This window comes from Lysinibacillus sp. OF-1, from assembly GCF_028356935.1.
GTDB classification, from domain to species: domain Bacteria; phylum Bacillota; class Bacilli; order Bacillales_A; family Planococcaceae; genus Lysinibacillus; species Lysinibacillus fusiformis_D.
The window spans coordinates 3,730,187-3,748,399 of record NZ_CP102798.1; the positions used below are offsets into that span (position 1 = coordinate 3,730,187).

The 18,213-nt window shown below is 37.7% G+C and carries 17 protein-coding genes; 7 read left to right on the forward strand and 10 right to left on the reverse strand.

Features of this window, described 5'->3' with window-relative positions; genetic code table 11:
- Positions 1-6 precede the first annotated feature (6 nt).
- Complete coding sequence (locus tag NV349_RS18325) at positions 7-1,608, reverse strand: Na/Pi cotransporter family protein (RefSeq protein WP_271913621.1); 1,602 nt, start codon at positions 1,606-1,608, stop codon at positions 7-9.
- Positions 1,609-1,820: 212 nt separating this feature from the next.
- Here NV349_RS18325 and NV349_RS18330 point away from each other — a divergent pair, with 212 nt between their 5' ends.
- Positions 1,821-2,444: a 3-ketosteroid-delta-1-dehydrogenase gene (locus NV349_RS18330; protein WP_271910822.1), complete on the forward strand. Its 624-nt coding sequence runs from the start codon at positions 1,821-1,823 to the stop codon at positions 2,442-2,444.
- Positions 2,445-2,482: 38 nt separating this feature from the next.
- Here NV349_RS18330 and NV349_RS18335 read toward each other — a convergent pair whose 3' ends face one another.
- Both NV349_RS18335 and NV349_RS18340 read right to left on the reverse strand, forming a co-directional pair.
- Complete coding sequence (locus tag NV349_RS18335) at positions 2,483-4,093, reverse strand: GNAT family N-acetyltransferase (protein ID WP_271910823.1); 1,611 nt, start codon at positions 4,091-4,093, stop codon at positions 2,483-2,485.
- A 136-nt stretch (positions 4,094-4,229) separates the two neighbouring features.
- Positions 4,230-5,918 (reverse strand): FAD-dependent oxidoreductase, encoded by a 1,689-nt coding sequence (locus tag NV349_RS18340; protein WP_271910824.1) that lies wholly within the window; start codon positions 5,916-5,918, stop codon positions 4,230-4,232.
- A gap of 234 nt (positions 5,919-6,152) precedes the next feature.
- Between NV349_RS18340 and NV349_RS18345 the strand changes: the two genes are divergently transcribed.
- Entirely contained in the window at positions 6,153-6,839 is a 687-nt protein-coding gene (locus NV349_RS18345) for a ZIP family metal transporter (RefSeq protein WP_230593770.1), read from the forward strand.
- A 38-nt stretch (positions 6,840-6,877) separates the two neighbouring features.
- Here the strand turns inward: NV349_RS18345 and NV349_RS18350 are convergent, their stop codons facing one another.
- On the reverse strand, positions 6,878-7,939 hold the full coding sequence (locus NV349_RS18350; protein ID WP_036122855.1) for an S-layer homology domain-containing protein: 1,062 nt from the start codon (positions 7,937-7,939) through the stop codon (positions 6,878-6,880).
- Positions 7,940-8,281: 342 nt separating this feature from the next.
- Here NV349_RS18350 and NV349_RS18355 point away from each other — a divergent pair, with 342 nt between their 5' ends.
- Positions 8,282-9,178, forward strand: a complete 897-nt coding sequence (locus NV349_RS18355; RefSeq protein ID WP_271910826.1) for a copper oxidase — start codon at positions 8,282-8,284, stop codon at positions 9,176-9,178.
- 221 nt (positions 9,179-9,399) lie between these two features.
- Positions 9,400-10,299: a 3-hydroxyacyl-CoA dehydrogenase gene (locus tag NV349_RS18360; protein WP_089934116.1), complete on the forward strand. Its 900-nt coding sequence runs from the start codon at positions 9,400-9,402 to the stop codon at positions 10,297-10,299.
- A 55-nt stretch (positions 10,300-10,354) separates the two neighbouring features.
- Here NV349_RS18360 and NV349_RS18365 read toward each other — a convergent pair whose 3' ends face one another.
- Together NV349_RS18365 and NV349_RS18370 are read right to left on the reverse strand one after the other, a co-directional pair.
- A complete protein-coding gene (locus NV349_RS18365; protein WP_058844808.1) occupies positions 10,355-10,546 on the reverse strand; it encodes a hypothetical protein in 192 nt (63 codons plus the stop codon).
- Positions 10,547-10,549: 3 nt separating this feature from the next.
- Positions 10,550-11,101 carry a sigma-70 family RNA polymerase sigma factor gene (locus NV349_RS18370; RefSeq protein ID WP_036122868.1) on the reverse strand — a complete coding sequence of 184 codons (552 nt, stop codon included), beginning with the start codon at positions 11,099-11,101 and terminating at the stop codon, positions 10,550-10,552.
- Positions 11,102-11,274: 173 nt separating this feature from the next.
- On the opposite strand from NV349_RS18370, the gene NV349_RS18375 reads away from it, so the two are divergent.
- Positions 11,275-11,430, forward strand: coding sequence for a YvrJ family protein (locus tag NV349_RS18375; protein ID WP_080717074.1), 156 nt, complete (start codon positions 11,275-11,277; stop codon positions 11,428-11,430).
- 117 nt (positions 11,431-11,547) lie between these two features.
- Positions 11,548-11,829, forward strand: a complete 282-nt coding sequence (locus NV349_RS18380; RefSeq protein WP_231745100.1) for a hypothetical protein — start codon at positions 11,548-11,550, stop codon at positions 11,827-11,829.
- Positions 11,830-11,876: 47 nt separating this feature from the next.
- On the opposite strand, the gene NV349_RS18385 is transcribed toward NV349_RS18380, so the two are convergent.
- Positions 11,877-12,374 (reverse strand): GNAT family N-acetyltransferase, encoded by a 498-nt coding sequence (locus NV349_RS18385; protein ID WP_036122871.1) that lies wholly within the window; start codon positions 12,372-12,374, stop codon positions 11,877-11,879.
- Positions 12,375-13,088: 714 nt separating this feature from the next.
- Between NV349_RS18385 and NV349_RS18390 the strand changes: the two genes are divergently transcribed.
- Positions 13,089-14,525, forward strand: a complete 1,437-nt coding sequence (locus tag NV349_RS18390; RefSeq protein WP_036122875.1) for an amino acid permease — start codon at positions 13,089-13,091, stop codon at positions 14,523-14,525.
- Positions 14,526-14,839: 314 nt separating this feature from the next.
- Here NV349_RS18390 and ald read toward each other — a convergent pair whose 3' ends face one another.
- From ald to NV349_RS18405, 3 genes are all read right to left on the reverse strand, one after another.
- Entirely contained in the window at positions 14,840-15,967 is a 1,128-nt protein-coding gene (gene ald / locus NV349_RS18395; protein ID WP_271910830.1) for an alanine dehydrogenase, read from the reverse strand.
- A gap of 15 nt (positions 15,968-15,982) precedes the next feature.
- Positions 15,983-17,269, reverse strand: a complete 1,287-nt coding sequence (gene kynU / locus NV349_RS18400) for a kynureninase (protein ID WP_271910832.1) — start codon at positions 17,267-17,269, stop codon at positions 15,983-15,985.
- A 158-nt stretch (positions 17,270-17,427) separates the two neighbouring features.
- A complete protein-coding gene (locus NV349_RS18405) occupies positions 17,428-18,036 on the reverse strand; it encodes a TetR/AcrR family transcriptional regulator (protein WP_036122895.1) in 609 nt (202 codons plus the stop codon).
- Positions 18,037-18,213 lie beyond the last annotated feature (177 nt).

Sequence of the window (18,213 nt, forward strand, 5' to 3'; positions counted from 1 at the left end):
TTCCTTTTATTCAACTATTGCTGTGTTTTTTTCTGCCTCAACATGACGACCTTTTTTAGTTACGGTTTGATACTCAGCAAGGCGAGCCGTTGTACGCCAATAGTGATAAATAAGGCGATCAAGCCACAGTAAAGCCTCCACTTTCGATACGGCTGTCTCTAACTCTACCACATTTTCAACAGTATGCTCGAAGTACGCATTTCGTTTGTCACGTCGAACTGCCGCCATTTCGGAGGATGTAACCTCAAGCAGAGTTGCAATCTCAGGTAAACGCTCATCCTCATCGATAATCAATAGAACTTTTTCCAATACCTCTAACCATTTTTGAGTTAACGTCACCTGTAATTGGAAGGCATTAGGGTTCTGCTCACGTAATGCCTTAGATAGACGGTACAAATGATCTAAAGCATGTAAAAGTGCTATATGCTTAGAACGTTCCTTTTGCGAAGAAGATTGTATAGCATCCATAAATAAACGTGTTTTTTCAATCGCCTCATCAATTTGAGCTAATTGACTGTCTATTTCGGCTGTTCGTTTTTTCCCTTGTATAAGGATAACAATGACAGTCGTCAATTCCTTGGTAATGTCCTGTAACGTATTGAAGGATACTTCTACAGCTACCCCTGGTAATTTAGCTACACTATCATCTAAATTCCGTGTTAAATGATTTCCTTTTTCAGGAATCATTTTTTCAATAGCCTTTGCGAAAGGGCGTACAAAAGGCACAAAAAGAATGGCTCCGATGACACTAAATAATGTATGGAAAACAGCAATGCCTAATGTTTCATCGAAGCTACCATTGATGGATTTCGTGACAAATTCGGTTAGAGTGAACATAAACGTTGCACCAAATGTTACTAGAATAGCCGTTACTACGTTGAACAATACATGTGTCACGGCTGTTCGTTTAGCAGCTGTTGATGCACCAATTGCAGCAAATAATGCTGTAGCAGTCGTACCAATATTTTGGCCAATAACTAAATAAGCTGCCTGTTCAAAATCAATAGCGCCTGCATATAAAGCTGTTAAAGTGGCGGCGATTGCGGCACTAGAAGCCTGCATAATAACTGTCATAATAAGACCTAAAACAATTAAAATTAGTATTCCACTAATAGAATTTGCACTAAATGCATCGAATGGAATTTTATCCTGTACAGCTGCCATTCCTCCCTGCAGGACATCAATACCTAAGAATAATAATCCAAAGCCAGTAACTAGCCCACCAACTGCTTTGTAATCACGAGGAGCAAGCAATTGCACAAACACACCAAGGGCAATGAAAGGCAGTGACATTGTCTGCATATTAATTTTGAAGCCGATTAGTGAAATAATCCAACCAGTACTTGTACTCCCAATATTGGCGCCAACAATGACACCAATTGATTGGACAAACGTGAGGAGACCCGCACTGACAAAACCAATGGTAATCAAGGTAGTGGCAGTGGAGGATTGCACTAGCATCGTCATCAATGTTCCTGATAATACCGAGCTAATGGTCCCACCTGTAAAACGATTTAGCCATTTTTTCAAGGCATCTCCTGCCAATTCCTTCAAACCGTTAGTTAACATCGTCATCCCAAGTAAAAATAAACCGATGCCCCCTAGCACATTGATCAACCTATCAACACTCCCTACTAAATAATCTCTATTGATGCTCGACTCCTCTTTGGAGACGTTTTATTTCTTCATCGTACCATTATTGAATTTGAGAAAATAGGGATGTTTTCCTTTAACGAACAAAATAATCCATAATTTTACGAAAAACAAGATGATAATTTTTATGGTAGAATAGAATAAATAATTATTTAGGAGATTTTCAAATGATTTTAACAAAGCAAGAAGCAATACAAGCACTAAAAAAGAATAAGTTTATCGGTTTTACAATTACAACAGGCAATATTATTATGAAAAAGATCAATAAAACCGAATATAATATTTTTGTCTTTGAAGAAGGTCGAGATAAACCTTTACGTTATGTTGGTTCTATTATGAACGTTATGGCGACAATGAGCGATAAAGCTTCTAATAAAGATTTTGTCATTGTTGAACAACTTCCAGCAGCAAGCGGTAATGAGGAAACGCAAACTTCTAATCAACAGGCAGCAACAGAAGAAAAAGGAGCACCAGCGATAGAAAAGGAAGAAACTGTAGCTGAAGGAACAGAAGAAAGCCGTGCTATTGCTGGCTATGAAGGGCTATATGAAATGACTGTGAGTGGTCGCATTTTAACGGTCCGTGAAAATCGTCCTTTAGCTCGTTGTAATGACGAATACGGCTTCCATATTGCACGACTAACGAAGGATGGCAAAGCATCCAGTCATAATGTCTTTGAGCTTTGGAAGCAAACATTCCCTGAACTTGAGCACACTCATTTCAAAGGTGCGTTAAAAGCAAAATATGGTACAGGCTGTAAACTAATCGATAAACCTGGTATCCATTTTTAATGAAACACCCTCAGCTTTTTTGCTGAGGGTGTTATTTTTTAGAATTGATATATTTTTCGCCATTTGAACAACTTCACAATGTGAATTTTGGCTACCTTATGGAACCCAGCATACTGAAGCTTGCGCCGCCTGTGTCCATCATACCATGAAGCGATTGTACAAACCGATCTCCCTTCACGCTGCACATCAGCCACAATGTCAGCTAGTCGCTGGCTATCATATTCCCTGATAAAGGACATATTTTCTGGCAGCTCATAAGAATAGTCAAGCATTTCTTCAATTGCTATTTTATCGTGTCTCCTATATAAAACTTGATTGTTTTCCCCAAACAGCCGATAGCCCTTATAGAAACTAGCAACATAATGTGCTCGCTCATTCAGCGTCATGATATCCTTCATTGTTATCTCTTGAAAGTTTACTAATTCTTTTGCTTGATTTTGCTCTGCGATATAAACGTCTAATATATGAATGGCTAGAATTCGTTGGAGTCTGCTTGTTAAAGCCTTTAACCAATTTTTTGCACTGGCATTCTTCACAAAATAACGCAGTTCCCCTAGTCGATCTCTCTTCAATTTCACTAGTTGATGATTATTCGTTAATAGACCTTTCAGGCGATCACGAAATACCATCCATGTTCGAATAACACGCTCTTTGACCCCTTTTGTACTCATGACAAACTTCCTTGTGAAATCAATATGTGTATACCATTCAAACTTATATGGCTCATAGCCACTTCCTAAGTCATAATAACGATAGCCAGAGTCATGGGCTTTTAACATATTTTCTTTTTCTATGATGCGACCAGGACCAAATAGATTGAAATCAGGCTCATGTCCCATTGCCTGACAGAAGTTACGCTCTCTACAGCATAGATCAATGGTAAAAGCAATCCACTGCCCTTCAAATTGCAAATGATCTACTTCTACTCGTAATACCTTGCTGTTCGTTTTGGCTAATCGTTCATAAAATAAGCGAGTTTGCTTTGCTGTAAAACCACTTTTATCAATTTTCTTTTGCCATCTTCTTGTAAATAACGTAAACATATCCTGTATATGATTGTGCTTCACACTTTGAAAGACTACTTGACCAAGTGACCTTAATTTATGTTCACGACGCTTCAAGCCTTTGAATTTTTTCCGGTGCTTTTTCAAAAACTCATCCAATGAGATCGATTGAAAATCTATATAGGATGTTACTGTTCGAAATATAGAATAAGGCATCTGGTATTCTATGGCATACTTTTCAAGCGCTTGCGAGGTAATTTTACTTTCTAACAAGCCATGAAATACTAACAAATAACGCTTATATTTTTGGCTAAACTCCTTTATTAAATAAGCAATTGCCTGCTCTAGCCATCGCTTTTCTGCTATGACTTCCATATAGGTCGCAAATCCTTGTCCTATAAAGCTAAAATGATGGATTCCATACCTCATAGAATGAATGAACGGAAAAAAAGCAATGGCCATGCCTTCATTTTCGACTACATAAATCTCTACATTGTCATGAGCCCCTAGTGTTGTCCACCACGTTGAGATCCATTCGTATTCAATAAAAGGATTATTATTATGCTCTCGTTCAAGTATTCCTGACCAAGTACTTCTATAGGGCTCTAATGTTTCAATGTCCGTGATGAGTCTATAAGCTAGCAACGTACTAAATCGCTCCTTTTTCCGTTTTCATCGCCATACATTTAGTAGCCACTATATTCCTAGCAAGAAAGTGTTAGAACATTTCCCCAATGTAAAAACCCTTCCTCATCAGCGTGCTGGAAGGGTTCCGTCCAATTTATACATTTACAAGTGATGCCTCTTCTTTTGCTACTCCCTTGGCCATATATGTTGTCGCCACATAGCTTAAAGTCATACCAGGTCCAATGGTCGCTCCTGGTCCGGGATATGTTTCTCCCATAATAGACGCTGAACAATTGCCAGAAGCATATAAACCTTCGATTGGTTCACCATCTTTCTTAATCACCCGAGCATATTCGTCCACAACTAAACCGCCTTTTGTACCAATATCTCCTGGATATAAACGCAATGCATAGAACGGGGCTTTCTTTATCTCTGCCAAATTTGGATTTGGTAATGTCGGGTCCCCATAGTAATTATCATAGGCGCTATCTCCTCGATAAAAATCATCATCATGACCGTTCCGTGCAAAGTCATTAAAACGATCTACCGTCGCTACTAGTCTCTCAGCTGGCACATCCATTTCTCTGGCAAGCTCTTCAATCGTCTCCGCACTTTTCACGATGCCATGATCATACCAACTTTTCGGGAAGGCTTGTCCTGGAAACAACCCTGTAAAAATATAACGGCTTTTAGCAGAGGCATCAATCAATATCCAGGAAGGAACAGCCTGCTCTGTTGCTTCTTGATGCTTGTACATCCTCTCTACAAATTCATGATAGGGTGCCGCTTCATTAACAAAACGTTGCCCTGTGCTATCCACTACCATCATATTCGGTACACCGCGATCTGCCACTAGGAAGAATGGTTGCCCTTGCGGATCAATAACAGAAGGCGCTCCCCACACTTTATCCATTAAATCTAACGTAGCGCCAATTTTCACGCCAGGTTCAATGATGTCGCCTGTCTGCCCTTCTGGTGAAGAAGTCCACGCAGCATTCGTTGGGCTAGGTAAATACTTTTCGCGGAGTGCCTGATTATGTGAAAAGCCACCTGATGAAAGAACAACACCCTTCTTTGCCTCAATGCGCTGCTCTTGCCCATCACGTTCCACAACGATGCCAATCACTCGTCCCTTGTCCATAATGAAATCTTTAAAGGCAGTTGATAGCCAAAGCTCGCCATTTGCCTCCGCAAGAGAGAGCCGCAAACGTGCCACTAAAGCCTCGCCTAAAGCTACTGGGTCACTCTTTGTCACCTTTGATTTTACTAAACGCGCCCCTAATTTCAGTGCAGTCGTTTTTCCTTGCAACGTTCGTGTAATCATATTCACCTTATGAAACTCGTAACTATTCATCGTAAAGCCTTTTGTTGATAGTGTTGCCCGACGCATAGTATTCGCTAAAGAACCCATTTTCGTTAAATCGAAAATCAGTGGTTCAATGGAACGTCCCTGTGACAAGCCACCGGGTTTTTCAGGATAATAATCCGAGTAGCCTTTTGCATACTGGAAGCGCATATGCTTAGTTTTATTGTATAAAAAGCGTAACATTTCAGGTCCTCTCGTAATATAAGCTTCCTTTAACGCTTCTGGCACACGATCACCGATTGTTGAATCTAAATATTGGCGTGCAAGCTCATGTGTATCTGGAACACCTGCGCCTTTAATGACATGATTATTCGGAATCCATAAGGCACCGCCTGAAATAGCAGAAGCACCGCCGTAGCGATCTGTTTTTTCAATCACTAATGATTTCAATCCTTGTAATTTTGCTGTTAAACCTGCTGTCAATCCTGCTGCACCTGATCCTACTACAACTACATCATAACTTGCATCCCATTTCATTCAACCATTCCTCCCTATATGAGCTTAATCGATGAATCTGGTCTTTCTATTAAAAAGTATAAAATTAAACTAATATTCAGTCAATTGAATGAATTCGCTATTTTCCTACATTATGAAATTATCCACCGCTTTCTAGATACATTCTTGCAAGCATATTCATGTCCAATTAGCATATATTTGGAAAAATGACATTCAAGTTTATGATAGGGCGGAGGAACTTTACAGGTGAGTGCAATGATACTTGGCGGATTTCTATTTTTCAGTGTGAGCATTGGGGGTGCGATTGCCTGGATTTTCTCTAAGCTATTTCAGCATACGACACAGGGATTATCATTATTATGTGGGGGCTTTCTAGTAGGCATACTTGTGCTAGATATCATCCCTTCTTCATTTCAAATCTATCAATCATTCGGTATTATACTAGGCATTTTTATCGGTTATTTCATCTTTCAACTACTAGACACCCTATTTCATGCTTCACATACACAAAATCCATCGGTTTCTCTCCTAACTCTTGCTATGATTATCCATACAATCCCTATTAGTCTCACTGTTGGAAACTTACTTGGAAATGCTGCCTTAAGTATTTCGCTCACAGCCTCTATTATTCTTCATCATGTTCCAGAAGGCTTTGCTCTTTCAACCGCACTTATTTCTCAGGGGGAAAAGCTATGGAGACTTTTCATTTATTTCTTTATCTTCTCTATTTTCTTTAGTATCTTTATTTGGTTTGGACAATACTGGTCTTTACCGGAGAAAGCACAAGGGGTCTTAATGGGGATATCGATAGGATTAATTGCCACGGCTAGTATTTCTGAATTTATTTTGCATCAGCTACAGAAAGTCTCATTTAAATCATTTTTTATCTACCTCTTTTTAGGCTATTTCCTCAGCTATATTTTCCATATACTTGTGGAGTAAAAAAAGGGTGTCTCTAATATTAGAGACATCCTTTTTCATTATTCTTCTTCACTTAGTAGCATTAAAGTAAGCGTTAAAATTTTAGAAACCTCTGCACGAGTCAGATTTCCTTTCGGGTTAAACTTCCCATTCGTGCCATTTAAAATTCCTAAATGCTGTAAGAGACCAATAGCTTCTACTGTTTCTTTACGCATTTGATTTTTATCTGTGAAAGTATTAGTTGTGCTCACTTGTGAAACATTAACTTCCATACTTTCTAAATATCTAGCAGTAATGTATGCCATTTCCTCGCGTGTAACAGGCTTTTTCGGCTCAAATTTTTCACCATTAAAAATATCAATTAAGCCATACTCTTCTAGAATCGCTACTTCCTTTGCACCCCAGAATCCATTCAGGTCCGTATAAGTAGCTGGTCCCTCATAATCTTCATTTACATTTAAGCCAGATGCTCGGAAAATAATGGCCGCTAATTCTCCTCTAGTTACTTGTCCATTCGGATTAAAAGTTGTGGCAGATGTACCCGTGATAATATCAGCTTGATATAGCAATTGGATATAGCTCTCAGCCCAATGACCAATGGCATCCTTAAAATAACCACCTGGCTTTAACTCAACATCTGCACGAGCAAATACTTGAACCATATCATTTAAATCCTCTGTGCTAACAGCTTCCCATTTCCCTGCTGTATAAACTTCACTCTTAAAACCATTGCCAGTTTGCGTAATTTTTATTTGAATCGCATTACCGAATAACTTTTTAAGCTCTTCGTAGTTTTCTTTAAATTCTTTTTCTCCCTCTGGATATAGGTTTGTACCATCCTTGTAGGATTGAAGAATCGACTCTAACGAAATTTTTACTGTAATACTATTTTTCGTTGTAACAATCGAGACTTCATCATTCTCAAAGCCTATTTTAGATAGCAATAGCATTTTATAAATATCTTGATAGGACATTGCCTGTAATTGACTAGTAGCTGCAACAGCCTGCTTTGGATGGATAATATTTGCCACATTTACAGTTTCCTGTGCCTGTGCCTGTCCACCAAATCCTCCTGTTAAACATGCAATACTTAGTGCACCAGCTAACATTACTTTTTTCATCGTTCTTCCTCCTTCAATTCATACACCAAGTGTACTAAAACAGGACTTAGTAAATCTATAAAAATATGTAAATAATTCAATAATTATAAGAAAGACCTATTTATTACATACTAAAATTTTACTACTTCCCTTTTTATTTCGGCATGTATTCAATTAAGCGACAAGGTAATTTTTTATTATTTCTAAAAAAATTTAATAATATTACCGCCTTATATTAATTACTAGCATGATTTTTATGTGTGTTTCTAGTCATAGATGCTATTGAAACCATCCGCCTCACATGTCCTAAATTTAACAACGACAAACATACAATAGAAAATCATGCTTACAGGAGGCTTCTTAATGGTTATCACCCCTGGTATTAAAGATTTACCCTATGTCACGCAAGTAAATGGTACGAAGTTTTTCACTTTGATTGCAGAAGAAATAACGTGGGAGCTTGTCGATGGAATCTTCATTCAGGCGTGGGGCTACAACGGTTCCACACCTGGGCCAACCATTCGTGTTTATCCGGGGGATCATATATGTATTCGTGTCATTAATCGACTACCTGAAAAAACTAGTGTACATTGGCACGGCTTACTTGTCCCGAACACAATGGATGGTGTTCCTCCCATTGAACCGTCACCTTTTATCGAGCCAGGGCATTATTTCGATTATCATTTTACAATTAAAAACCCTCCCGGAACATATATGTATCATTCGCATGTGAATGTCGCTGTGCAAGATAATGCTGGCCTTTTAGGCGGATTTATCGTTGAAGACCCATGCTTACAAAACATTTCTCAGCACAAGGATTATCTATGCCTATTACAAGAATGGGCTGTCGATCAATTATCCTGGGGGAAGCTTACAAAAGGTACGTATCCTTTAAACTTTATTAAGCCTGAATTTAATTTCTTCACGATCAATGGCAAATGCTATCCTTTCACAAAGCCATTAGCCGTACATTTGGGTGATACTGTAAAAATTCGTTTTGGCAACATCCAAATGCATCACCATCCCATCCATTTACACGGTCACCAATTCCATGTCGTTGGGGCAGATGGTTTTCCTATCGCTAGCCACACACAAATTGCTAAAAACACCATTCTTGTTGCCTCTGGTGAAACATGGGATATAAGCTTTACGGCTAATAACCCTGGTATCTGGCCCATCCATTGCCATATGCCCCATCATGTTACAAACAATGGCGCACCTGGTATTGGGGGCATGTTTACTACAGTGAATTATCTTTAACATGGAGGACAGCTTAAAAGCTGTTCTTTTTAACGTTATATTTCTTTATTATTGGGTACATACTTGATAAGGAACATCACATAAATCTTTATATCTCTATAATATTAGAGTCTATCATTTGATTTTTATTGAAGGTTAGAAGTAGTATGGAATTGTAACGAAGGATTATCTACCTATCCACACTATTATATTAATGTAACAATTTCAAAGGAGGAATTTCGATGAATTATCAAAACATTACGGTTGCAGGTAGCGGTGTATTAGGAAGTCAAATTGCTTACCAATCTGCTTTCAAAGGTTTTAATGTAACCGTTTACGACATTAATGACGAGGCTCTAAGAAATGCACAGGATCGCATTACAAATTTAAAACCCTTGTATCAACAAGACCTAGGTGCAACACAAGAAGAAGTAGATGCTGCTTATGCACGTCTTACTTTTAATAGTGACTTAGCTCAAGCTGTTGCGAATGCAGACCTTGTAATTGAAGCAATTCCTGAGGTTGTGAGCATCAAAACTGAGTTTTACACAAATCTAGGCAAAGTAGCACCAGCAAAAACAATCTTTGCAACAAACTCGTCTACTTTATTACCTAGTCAATTTGCTGAGGCAACTGGACGCCCTGAGAAATTTTTAGCTCTCCACTTTGCAAATACTATTTGGAAAAACAATACAGCTGAAATTATGAAACATCCTGGTACAGATATGACAGTATTTGATGAGGTTGTAGAATTTGCACGTGCAATCGGCATGGTACCTCTACCATTATATAAAGAACAACCTGGCTATATTTTAAACTCATTGCTTGTGCCATTTTTAGATGCAGCTGAATCTTTGCTTGTAAAGGAAGTAGCTGATCCAGAAACGATTGATAAAACATGGATGATTGGTACTGGTGCTCCACTTGGGCCATTTGCTATCCTAGACATCGTCGGCATTAACACAGCCTATAACATTGTGGAAGCGAAAGCAAGTGCTACTGACGATGAAAACATGAAAAAATTAGCTAACCTATTAAAAACAGAGTACATTGAAAAAGGTAAACTTGGTCGTGCAACTGGCGAAGGCTTCTACACATATCCAAACCCAAGCTTTGCTAAACCAGACTTCTTAAAAGGTTAATGCTTCAAAAGAGCAATTATCCCATTAAAAAGGAAAATTGCTCTTTTCTTTTGTTTCATGTAAAGAAATCCCAAAATCCAGGTGTGTCCTTAAATTCTTTTGTCGCCATTTTTTCAATAATTTTTAATTTGATCTCCTGTTCCAGATCCTCTCTGTCCTGATAACTTGTTTGATGAAGACACTGCTTAATTTTTGGCATGAAGTTCTCAATGATTATTAGCGTCTCCTCATTGTAGTTGTTTTCCATTGATTATCTCTCCCCTTTTTTAAGCATCTGCTGAAGTTTCTTTAATGCCTTTCGATGTAGATTGGATATATTTTGAGGTGATGTGTGTAATGTTTCTGCTATTACTTTAATCGTACAATCTTTGACATAAATCAGCTCTAAAATTTGAAGTTGCTTGCCCGTTAATGTTTTTAAAGCTTTAAAGAGCTGTTCGTTTTCAACCATATCCAATAATCCTCCCTCAATTCTTACGTCTCCTCTAGTACACTCAGTCTCAAATAGGTCATTATCTACGATTAATAAGAAGCGGTTTTGCAATCTTCTCCTTTTTTTATCAAAATCCAAGCTGAAGAAATAAATTAAACTGCTGACATATGTTATTTTTCGAACCCTTATATAGTGAGTTTGAAAAATTTCATCAACCATTTTCCTATTACAATCGGTTGGATATAAAATGGCATTTTGAACCAAATAAAGATTTTTAGCATCAGCTAAAAAACTTCTAATAATTGGATTTTTAATCTGCTCTATATTCCTGCGAAAAAACGCCTCTATTTTTTGATACTCATTACACATTATTATCACTCCTATCTATCCGTCTTCTTGCTAAATAAAGTGAATATCCTCTCTCTATTATAAACCAAAAACAGAACAAATGTTCTATTTAAGATTAATTTATATTGATTTTATGGTGCAGCAATTCACTTTAATCATTGTAAGGCACAACAATATTGAAGGAGGAAGATGTCATGATTACACCTGAAACGATTCAAATATGGGTTAGCTTAATTGGAAACTCTGGTTTCCCTATTGCCATTACCATCTATCTCTTTGTGCGATTCGAAAAGAAAATAGAGGTTTTAGAAGCGGTCATCTTGAGATTATTAGATAAAATGGAGCAATAATCAGCCTAAAAAAATTTACGGCAGCACTCTTTAAAAGGAATGCTGCCGTGTGACTTAACCGTGCAAATTCATACAATATGTGTAAGAACAAATACTTTTTAGATGGGAGGGGATTTTATGAATCACAATAACATGCTGTCACCGAATATTGTCATGACCCTTTTTATCATGCTTGGCATTTCCTATAATTACTTTTACGATTCATTCGCCATTCAAATCGAATACTTAGGTAATCTAGGATTTTGGCTAACACTCCCCTTATCAATTATTATTATTGTGTTGAGTATATGGCTACTTAAAAAGAAAGTGCCCATTGTTAGCACTTTACTTATACTTGTTATGGCTGGTATTACTTTAGTCATTGCATTATTTTCATTGTTCCATTGGAGTTCACCATAAAAATTTATAGCCTTTGAAGGCTGACTTCAAAGGCATTTCTTTTTTTACTAGATGTACAGCACCATATAATCTTCATCAACATATTGCTGTCCTATTTTTAACGCACGCTTTTCTGTTCCAAACACCTGAAAGCCTAGCGATTTATATAGCCCTTTTGCTGAATCATTGGAAGACACAACCGTTAAATTGATCTGCTCAACGACCGCTAATACCTTTGCTTGATTAATGACGGCTAACATTAAATGTTTACCTAAGCCAAGCCCTCGCTTTTTTGGAGAAACATAAACGGCAAAAATGTTCGCTTTATGCTTTAGCTTCATTTTATTTTCCTGTACCAATGTCGCAACGCCCAGCAAATCATTCTGTTCAAATGCCCCGAATGTAAACGATTCCTGACCCTCGAGTCTACTTGCAAATAAGGCAAGCCCCATATCCTTTTCCTCTTCAAAGCTAGAACCAAATGCCTCCGGATTCATTTGTAGTCCCTCTAATCTCAAATGACGATATACCTCAGCATCTGCTGCTGTTAAAAGCCTAATTTCCATTCTTCCCCTCCTATAACACTTTTCATTTTTATCGACCATAGCGAATAGCATTTGATGTATTTTTTCAGGAAAATGAAGGGGGTTAAAATAGATGTCTAGCAGTATCACGAAACACACTCTTACATTGTAGGCACAACGAACTCATTCGCTCCCGTCTGATCTATTTATACATAAAGGTAAACAGTCTATCGGTGAACACTAGTAGCAGTACAAGAAAAATACACTTTGTACTAAGTAATCAAGACATAGAGCAACCTTAACGAAACAATCGTTTTGCAAGCATTCCTAAAGGATTTTGCTAAGCAAACCCAATGCATATTTTCAAGCTATACAGTTGCTGGTTATTTATGGAAGACATCATTTTCGTATAACACTAGGGATTTTTCAGGAGATTTGTTTTCTTATCAAGCATAACCTCTACTAAATAAGTGATATAGTATCAATTATTTACGGCAATGATTTTATTAAGCATAAAGGATAGTTATATATGAAACACCTTACTTTTAGTGATTATAATCCGTTGTTGATAAAATAAACAAACCAAATTACATACATTAGAGAGAAAAAAAGATATATATTCAGAAAATTACGACATATTATATTGACACTGTGTCATTTTTAATTTAGTATATGCATAGATTCACCAGATTTTTTAGAAATGATAGAAAGAAGTTGATCTATGAAAGATGAAATTTACACAAAGGGGATGAAAGAATGGTTAAACATAACCACAGTATGGAAGACATTATGGAACGTGAGCAAGGTTTAAACAAGGGATTAAAGACAAATCAAATTACGATGATTGCCATTGGAGGTGCCATTGGGACAGGGTTATTTCTCGGCAGTAGCTTAGCCATCGGTCTAGCTGGTCCAAGTGTTATTGTGAGTTACGCTATAGGAGCTCTCATTGCACTATTACTAATGGGTTGTCTCGCAGAAATGACGGTTGCGCACCCTACAACTGGATCATTTGGTGCTTATGCTGAAAAATACGTAAATTCCTGGGCAGGATTTGCTATTCGGTATTCCTATTGGTTCTCATTAATCTGTTCAATTGGTACAGAGGTGACCGCTGTTGCCCTTTATATGCGGTATTGGTTCCCAAGTGTACCCAATGCTGTATGGATTATATTATTTGCTGCTATACTGCTTTATGTAAACGCTACCACAGTGAAATTATTTGGCGCTGTAGAATATTGGTTCTCCGTTATTAAAATCACTGCGATTGTCGGCTTTATTATTTTAGCTAGTATTGTTATTTTCGGGGCAGATAGCTCCTCCAATATTGGCATCCAAAACTACTTCAATGATGGCGGCTTTTTCCCACATGGTTTTTGGGGAATGTGGATGGGTATATTTATTTCATTATTTAGTTATCTAAGTATTGAAATGATTGCTGTAAGTGCTGGGGAAGCAGAGAACCCAAGGAAAGCTGTCCCAATTGCATTAAAATCAGCTGTGATTCGTTTAATTTTATTTTATATTGTAACACTTGTACTAATGCTGATGATTGTCCCTTGGGGAATGGCAGGTGCAGACAAGAGCCCATTCGTTAAAGTAATGGAAATATTAAATATTCCTGGTGGCGCATCCATGATGAACTTTGTTGTTCTAATCGCAGCGCTTTCGGCTATGAATAGCCAGCTTTATATTTCTACTCGTATGATGTTCTCACTTTCACGGGGTGGCTTTGCTCCGAAGCAATTGGGTAAGCTTAACAAAAGACAAGTTCCGACGAGGGCATTGCTCGCATCTGTTATCGGTATTATCATTGCTACAGCATTTTCGATTTTCAAGCCAGAATCAGCTTTATCGCTTATGATTTCAATTTCAAGCTTTGGCGCTATGTTTGCGTGGTTTATGATTTTCATTACGCATCTATTTTTCCGTAAAAAATACAAACCGATAGATGGAGAAAAACTACCTGTACGTATGATTGGTTATCCTTATTTAACCATTTTAGGAGCCGTTCTATTAGCTTCTGTCGTATTATCAACATGGTTCTCTCCTGATTTTAAAGCAACATTACTTGTCGGCTTCCCTTGGCTTATCTTCATTTCCATCTGCTATTATATTTGGAAACGAATAAACATAGCAAAAAATCGTGTCATCACAAATGATCTTGAGGAAGAGCAAGTAGAAACCATATAGCATAGTTGTTAAAGCGCTAAAACTAATAAGATACCTCCAAGACTGATAAAGGATAGGAAATTCTCTATCCGTCTTGGAGGTATTTTTCAGATGAATAAAATGGAAAAATAGTTCCTAGAAAACCAGATGTAAACTTGATCTTAATACTATTAGAAAGCAAAGCCATTCAGTTCAAAAAATCTATTGATTGTACACATAGCTAACAGCCAGATAAAGATGCTACTATATAAAAGGCCTGAGTTCCTATACTATACTGAACTCAGACCTTTTCAATTTCTTTTTACATACATACAATCTCATTTCTTCGAGTACGATTACACGATTTGCCCCTTTAATAGGTTCTCTGCGCTTTCACATGGTAGCTGTAAAGCTTCAGCAACCTTACGCATTGTAATTATACCTTGATAAACATTCAAACCTTTTCGCAATGATTCGTTTTGTAATAGTGCTTCCTTATAGCCCTTTGCTGCAATTTGTATAGCATATGGTAATGTCACATTCGTTAAAGCCATTGACGATGTTTTCGGCACTGCACCTGGCATATTACCAACTGCATAATGCACAACACCGTGTTTTTCGTATGTTGGATTATCATGTGTTGTTACACGGTCTGCTGTTTCCACAATTCCGCCTTGATCAATGGCCACATCTACGATAACAGAGGCTGGCTGCATGGCTTTCACCATCTTCTCTGTCACAAGTCGGGGCGCCTTGGCACCAGGAATAAGTACTGCACCAATAACCAAATCTGCTGTTTTCAATTGTTCTGCAATGTTGAAGCTATTGGATAGCAACGTTTGAATACGATCCCCAAATATCTCTTCAAGCTGGCGAAGTCGAGCGGGATTGACATCTAAAATCGTCACATTTGCACCTAAGCCTACAGCAGTTTTTGCTGCATTATAGCCGACAACGCCACCACCTATAATGGTTACATTACCTTTTGCCACACCTGGCACACCGCTTAGTAAAATACCTTTACCACCATTTGTTTTTTCTAAATAATGTGCACCGATTTGCGCAGCCATTCGACCAGCCACTTCTGACATCGGAGCAAGAAGTGGCAGGCTTCCATCGGCTAATTGGACCGTTTCATAAGCAATGGCTACTACTTCTTTTTCTAAAAGTGCCTTCGTTAATGCTTCATCTGCTGCTAAATGTAAGTAGGTAAATAAGATTTGTCCTTTGTAAAAATAATCATATTCTGAAGCGATTGGCTCTTTTACCTTTAGGACCATTTCGGCAGCCCATACGTCCTTCGCCGTTGGAACGATGGTTGCACCAGCTTCCATATAGTGCTCATCTGTAAAATTCGAGCCAAGACCTGCGTTCGATTCAACAAGTACTATATGACCTGCAGCTATTAAAACACTTGCACTTGCAGGCGTTAAAGCAACACGGTTTTCCATTACTTTTATTTCTTTAGGTACACCAATAATCATTCCATTACTCCTTTATTATGCAACGATTTCCCGTTCATTTTTGAATTGCTCATACAATTTTTCATCCATAATTGTTTTTAGTATTTGAACGACTTCATACACCTCTTCAAAGGTGTTATAAAGTGCCACAGGTGCGATACGAATACCATTTGGTGCTCTAAAATCAGGAATAACTCCCTTCGCTTTTAATGCCTTACAAATACGAGCCGCTTCTGTATGTGTTAAAAAGATATGTCCACCTCGTTGCTCATTGATTACTGGGCAATTAACTTCGAAACCATATTCGCCCAAATATTGATAGTATAGTGCAATGAAATACTCTGTTAGCTGAATTGATTTCTTACGAATACGTTGAATGCCTGCTTCATTAAAGAGTTCCAACGCACCTAGCAGTGGCGCAAGGTTTAATAAATGTGGTGAGCCCATTTGATAAGCACCTGCATCTGGTGCCTGTATAAGGCTTGTTTCCATATCAAATTGCTTTTCTTTAGCCGAGCTAAACCAACCTGCCAAGCCTGGCTTTGTATTAAAATGCTTCTCATTGACAAATAATCCAGCGACAGCACCAGGACCTCCGTTTAAATGTTTATAATTACACCAGAAGGCAAAGTCCACATCCCAGTCATGTAGTGAGTGCTCTATAGAACCCACTGAATGACAAAGATCAAAGCCAATTAGAATACCACGCTGATGCGCTTCCTTTGTTAGCGCTTCCATATCAAGAATCTGGCCGCTTCGATATAACACACCAGGAAGGATAATCAATGCCACATCATCTGTCATCGCAGATACAATATCATCATGCGCATAAAAGTGCCCGTCCTTACTACGAACATATTGAATATGCTCCTCAATATTTTCATAATGCAAACCTAATTGACTTTGTACTGCATATAAGTCAGTTGGGAAATTTAATTCGTCAATAACAATTTTTGTTTTATTACCTGTTGGCTTATAAAATGTTGCAATCATTTGATGCATATTCACAGTAGTAGAACCTGTTGCAATGACCTCCTCTGGTTTCGCGCCTACAATCTTGGCCAGCTGAGCACCCACTTGCTCAGATAAATAAAACCAAGGATATTCCCCTTGCGTCCATCCATCAATGCCGTACTGTTTCCAAGAATCTAAAATCGTCAACAGACTTGCCTCAGCTTTCTTTGATAAAAGCCCTAATGAATTCCCATCAAAATAAATGGTCTCTGGCTGAAGATAAAATTGTTCTCTAAATCCTTTTAAATCATCATTTTTGTCTAAAAAAGCTGCGTATTCTCTTGTAGGATTAAACTCCATATTAAACACCTCACCTTTCTAAAATAATGGTAGATGGTCATCTTTAACCACCTTATATTCATCTTATCAAAAAGTGACACAGTGTCAATATTTTTCAAAAAAGAATTTTTATGTTTTAAAATTGATTTTTAATACATAAAACAGAAAAAACCTCCAACAGGGGGAGGTTAATCAGTATAGAGGCCTTTCATATAAAAATGTACCATTAATTCTACGTTTTGCTCGATTGAGACATTTGGGTCTTGCAAGCAACGCCAAAGGAAACTCTCATTAATGTGATACCACATATTTGCAACATCTTTGGCATTTAGATGGGCGTAAGCAATATTATTATTTTGCACATATAAAATATCTTTCTCAATATGATCAATAAAGTGTTGCTGAACAAGAGACCATTTTTGACGAATTTCCTCTGAGCTCCCTATTGCCTCAAGAACCAGCTTCATGAGCTTCTCGTTTTCTATACCTTGCTTATTGAATGCCTTTACCTGGAATGTAATTTGCTCTCTTGCTTCTTCCTTTGATTTCGGAACAAAGCTTAACTTCGCAATATTGTACATTTTTTCAAGAAGCGAATCGATTATTTCTATTAAAAGTGCATCTTTATTGGAAAAATAAACATAAGCTGTGCCATGCCCAACACCAGCTTCCTTAATAATTTGCTTCATCGTTGATTTCTGAAAGCCCAGTTCGAAAAATACTTTTTTCCCAGCCTCAATTAATGTTCTACGCGTTTCATGAGCACGGTCTTGTTTAATTTGACTACGATTCTTCATATTACACCAACTTCCACTTTCTCATTATACAGTGATAAAAAATAACAAGGTATTACATGAGGTTGAACAGAACCAAAGCCAATTTTGATTGTACTTCAATCAAAACTGGCTTTCCTTTTCATTATAACATTTTTATTATGACGAAATAAGAAGAAACCTTTTATTACAGCACACTAC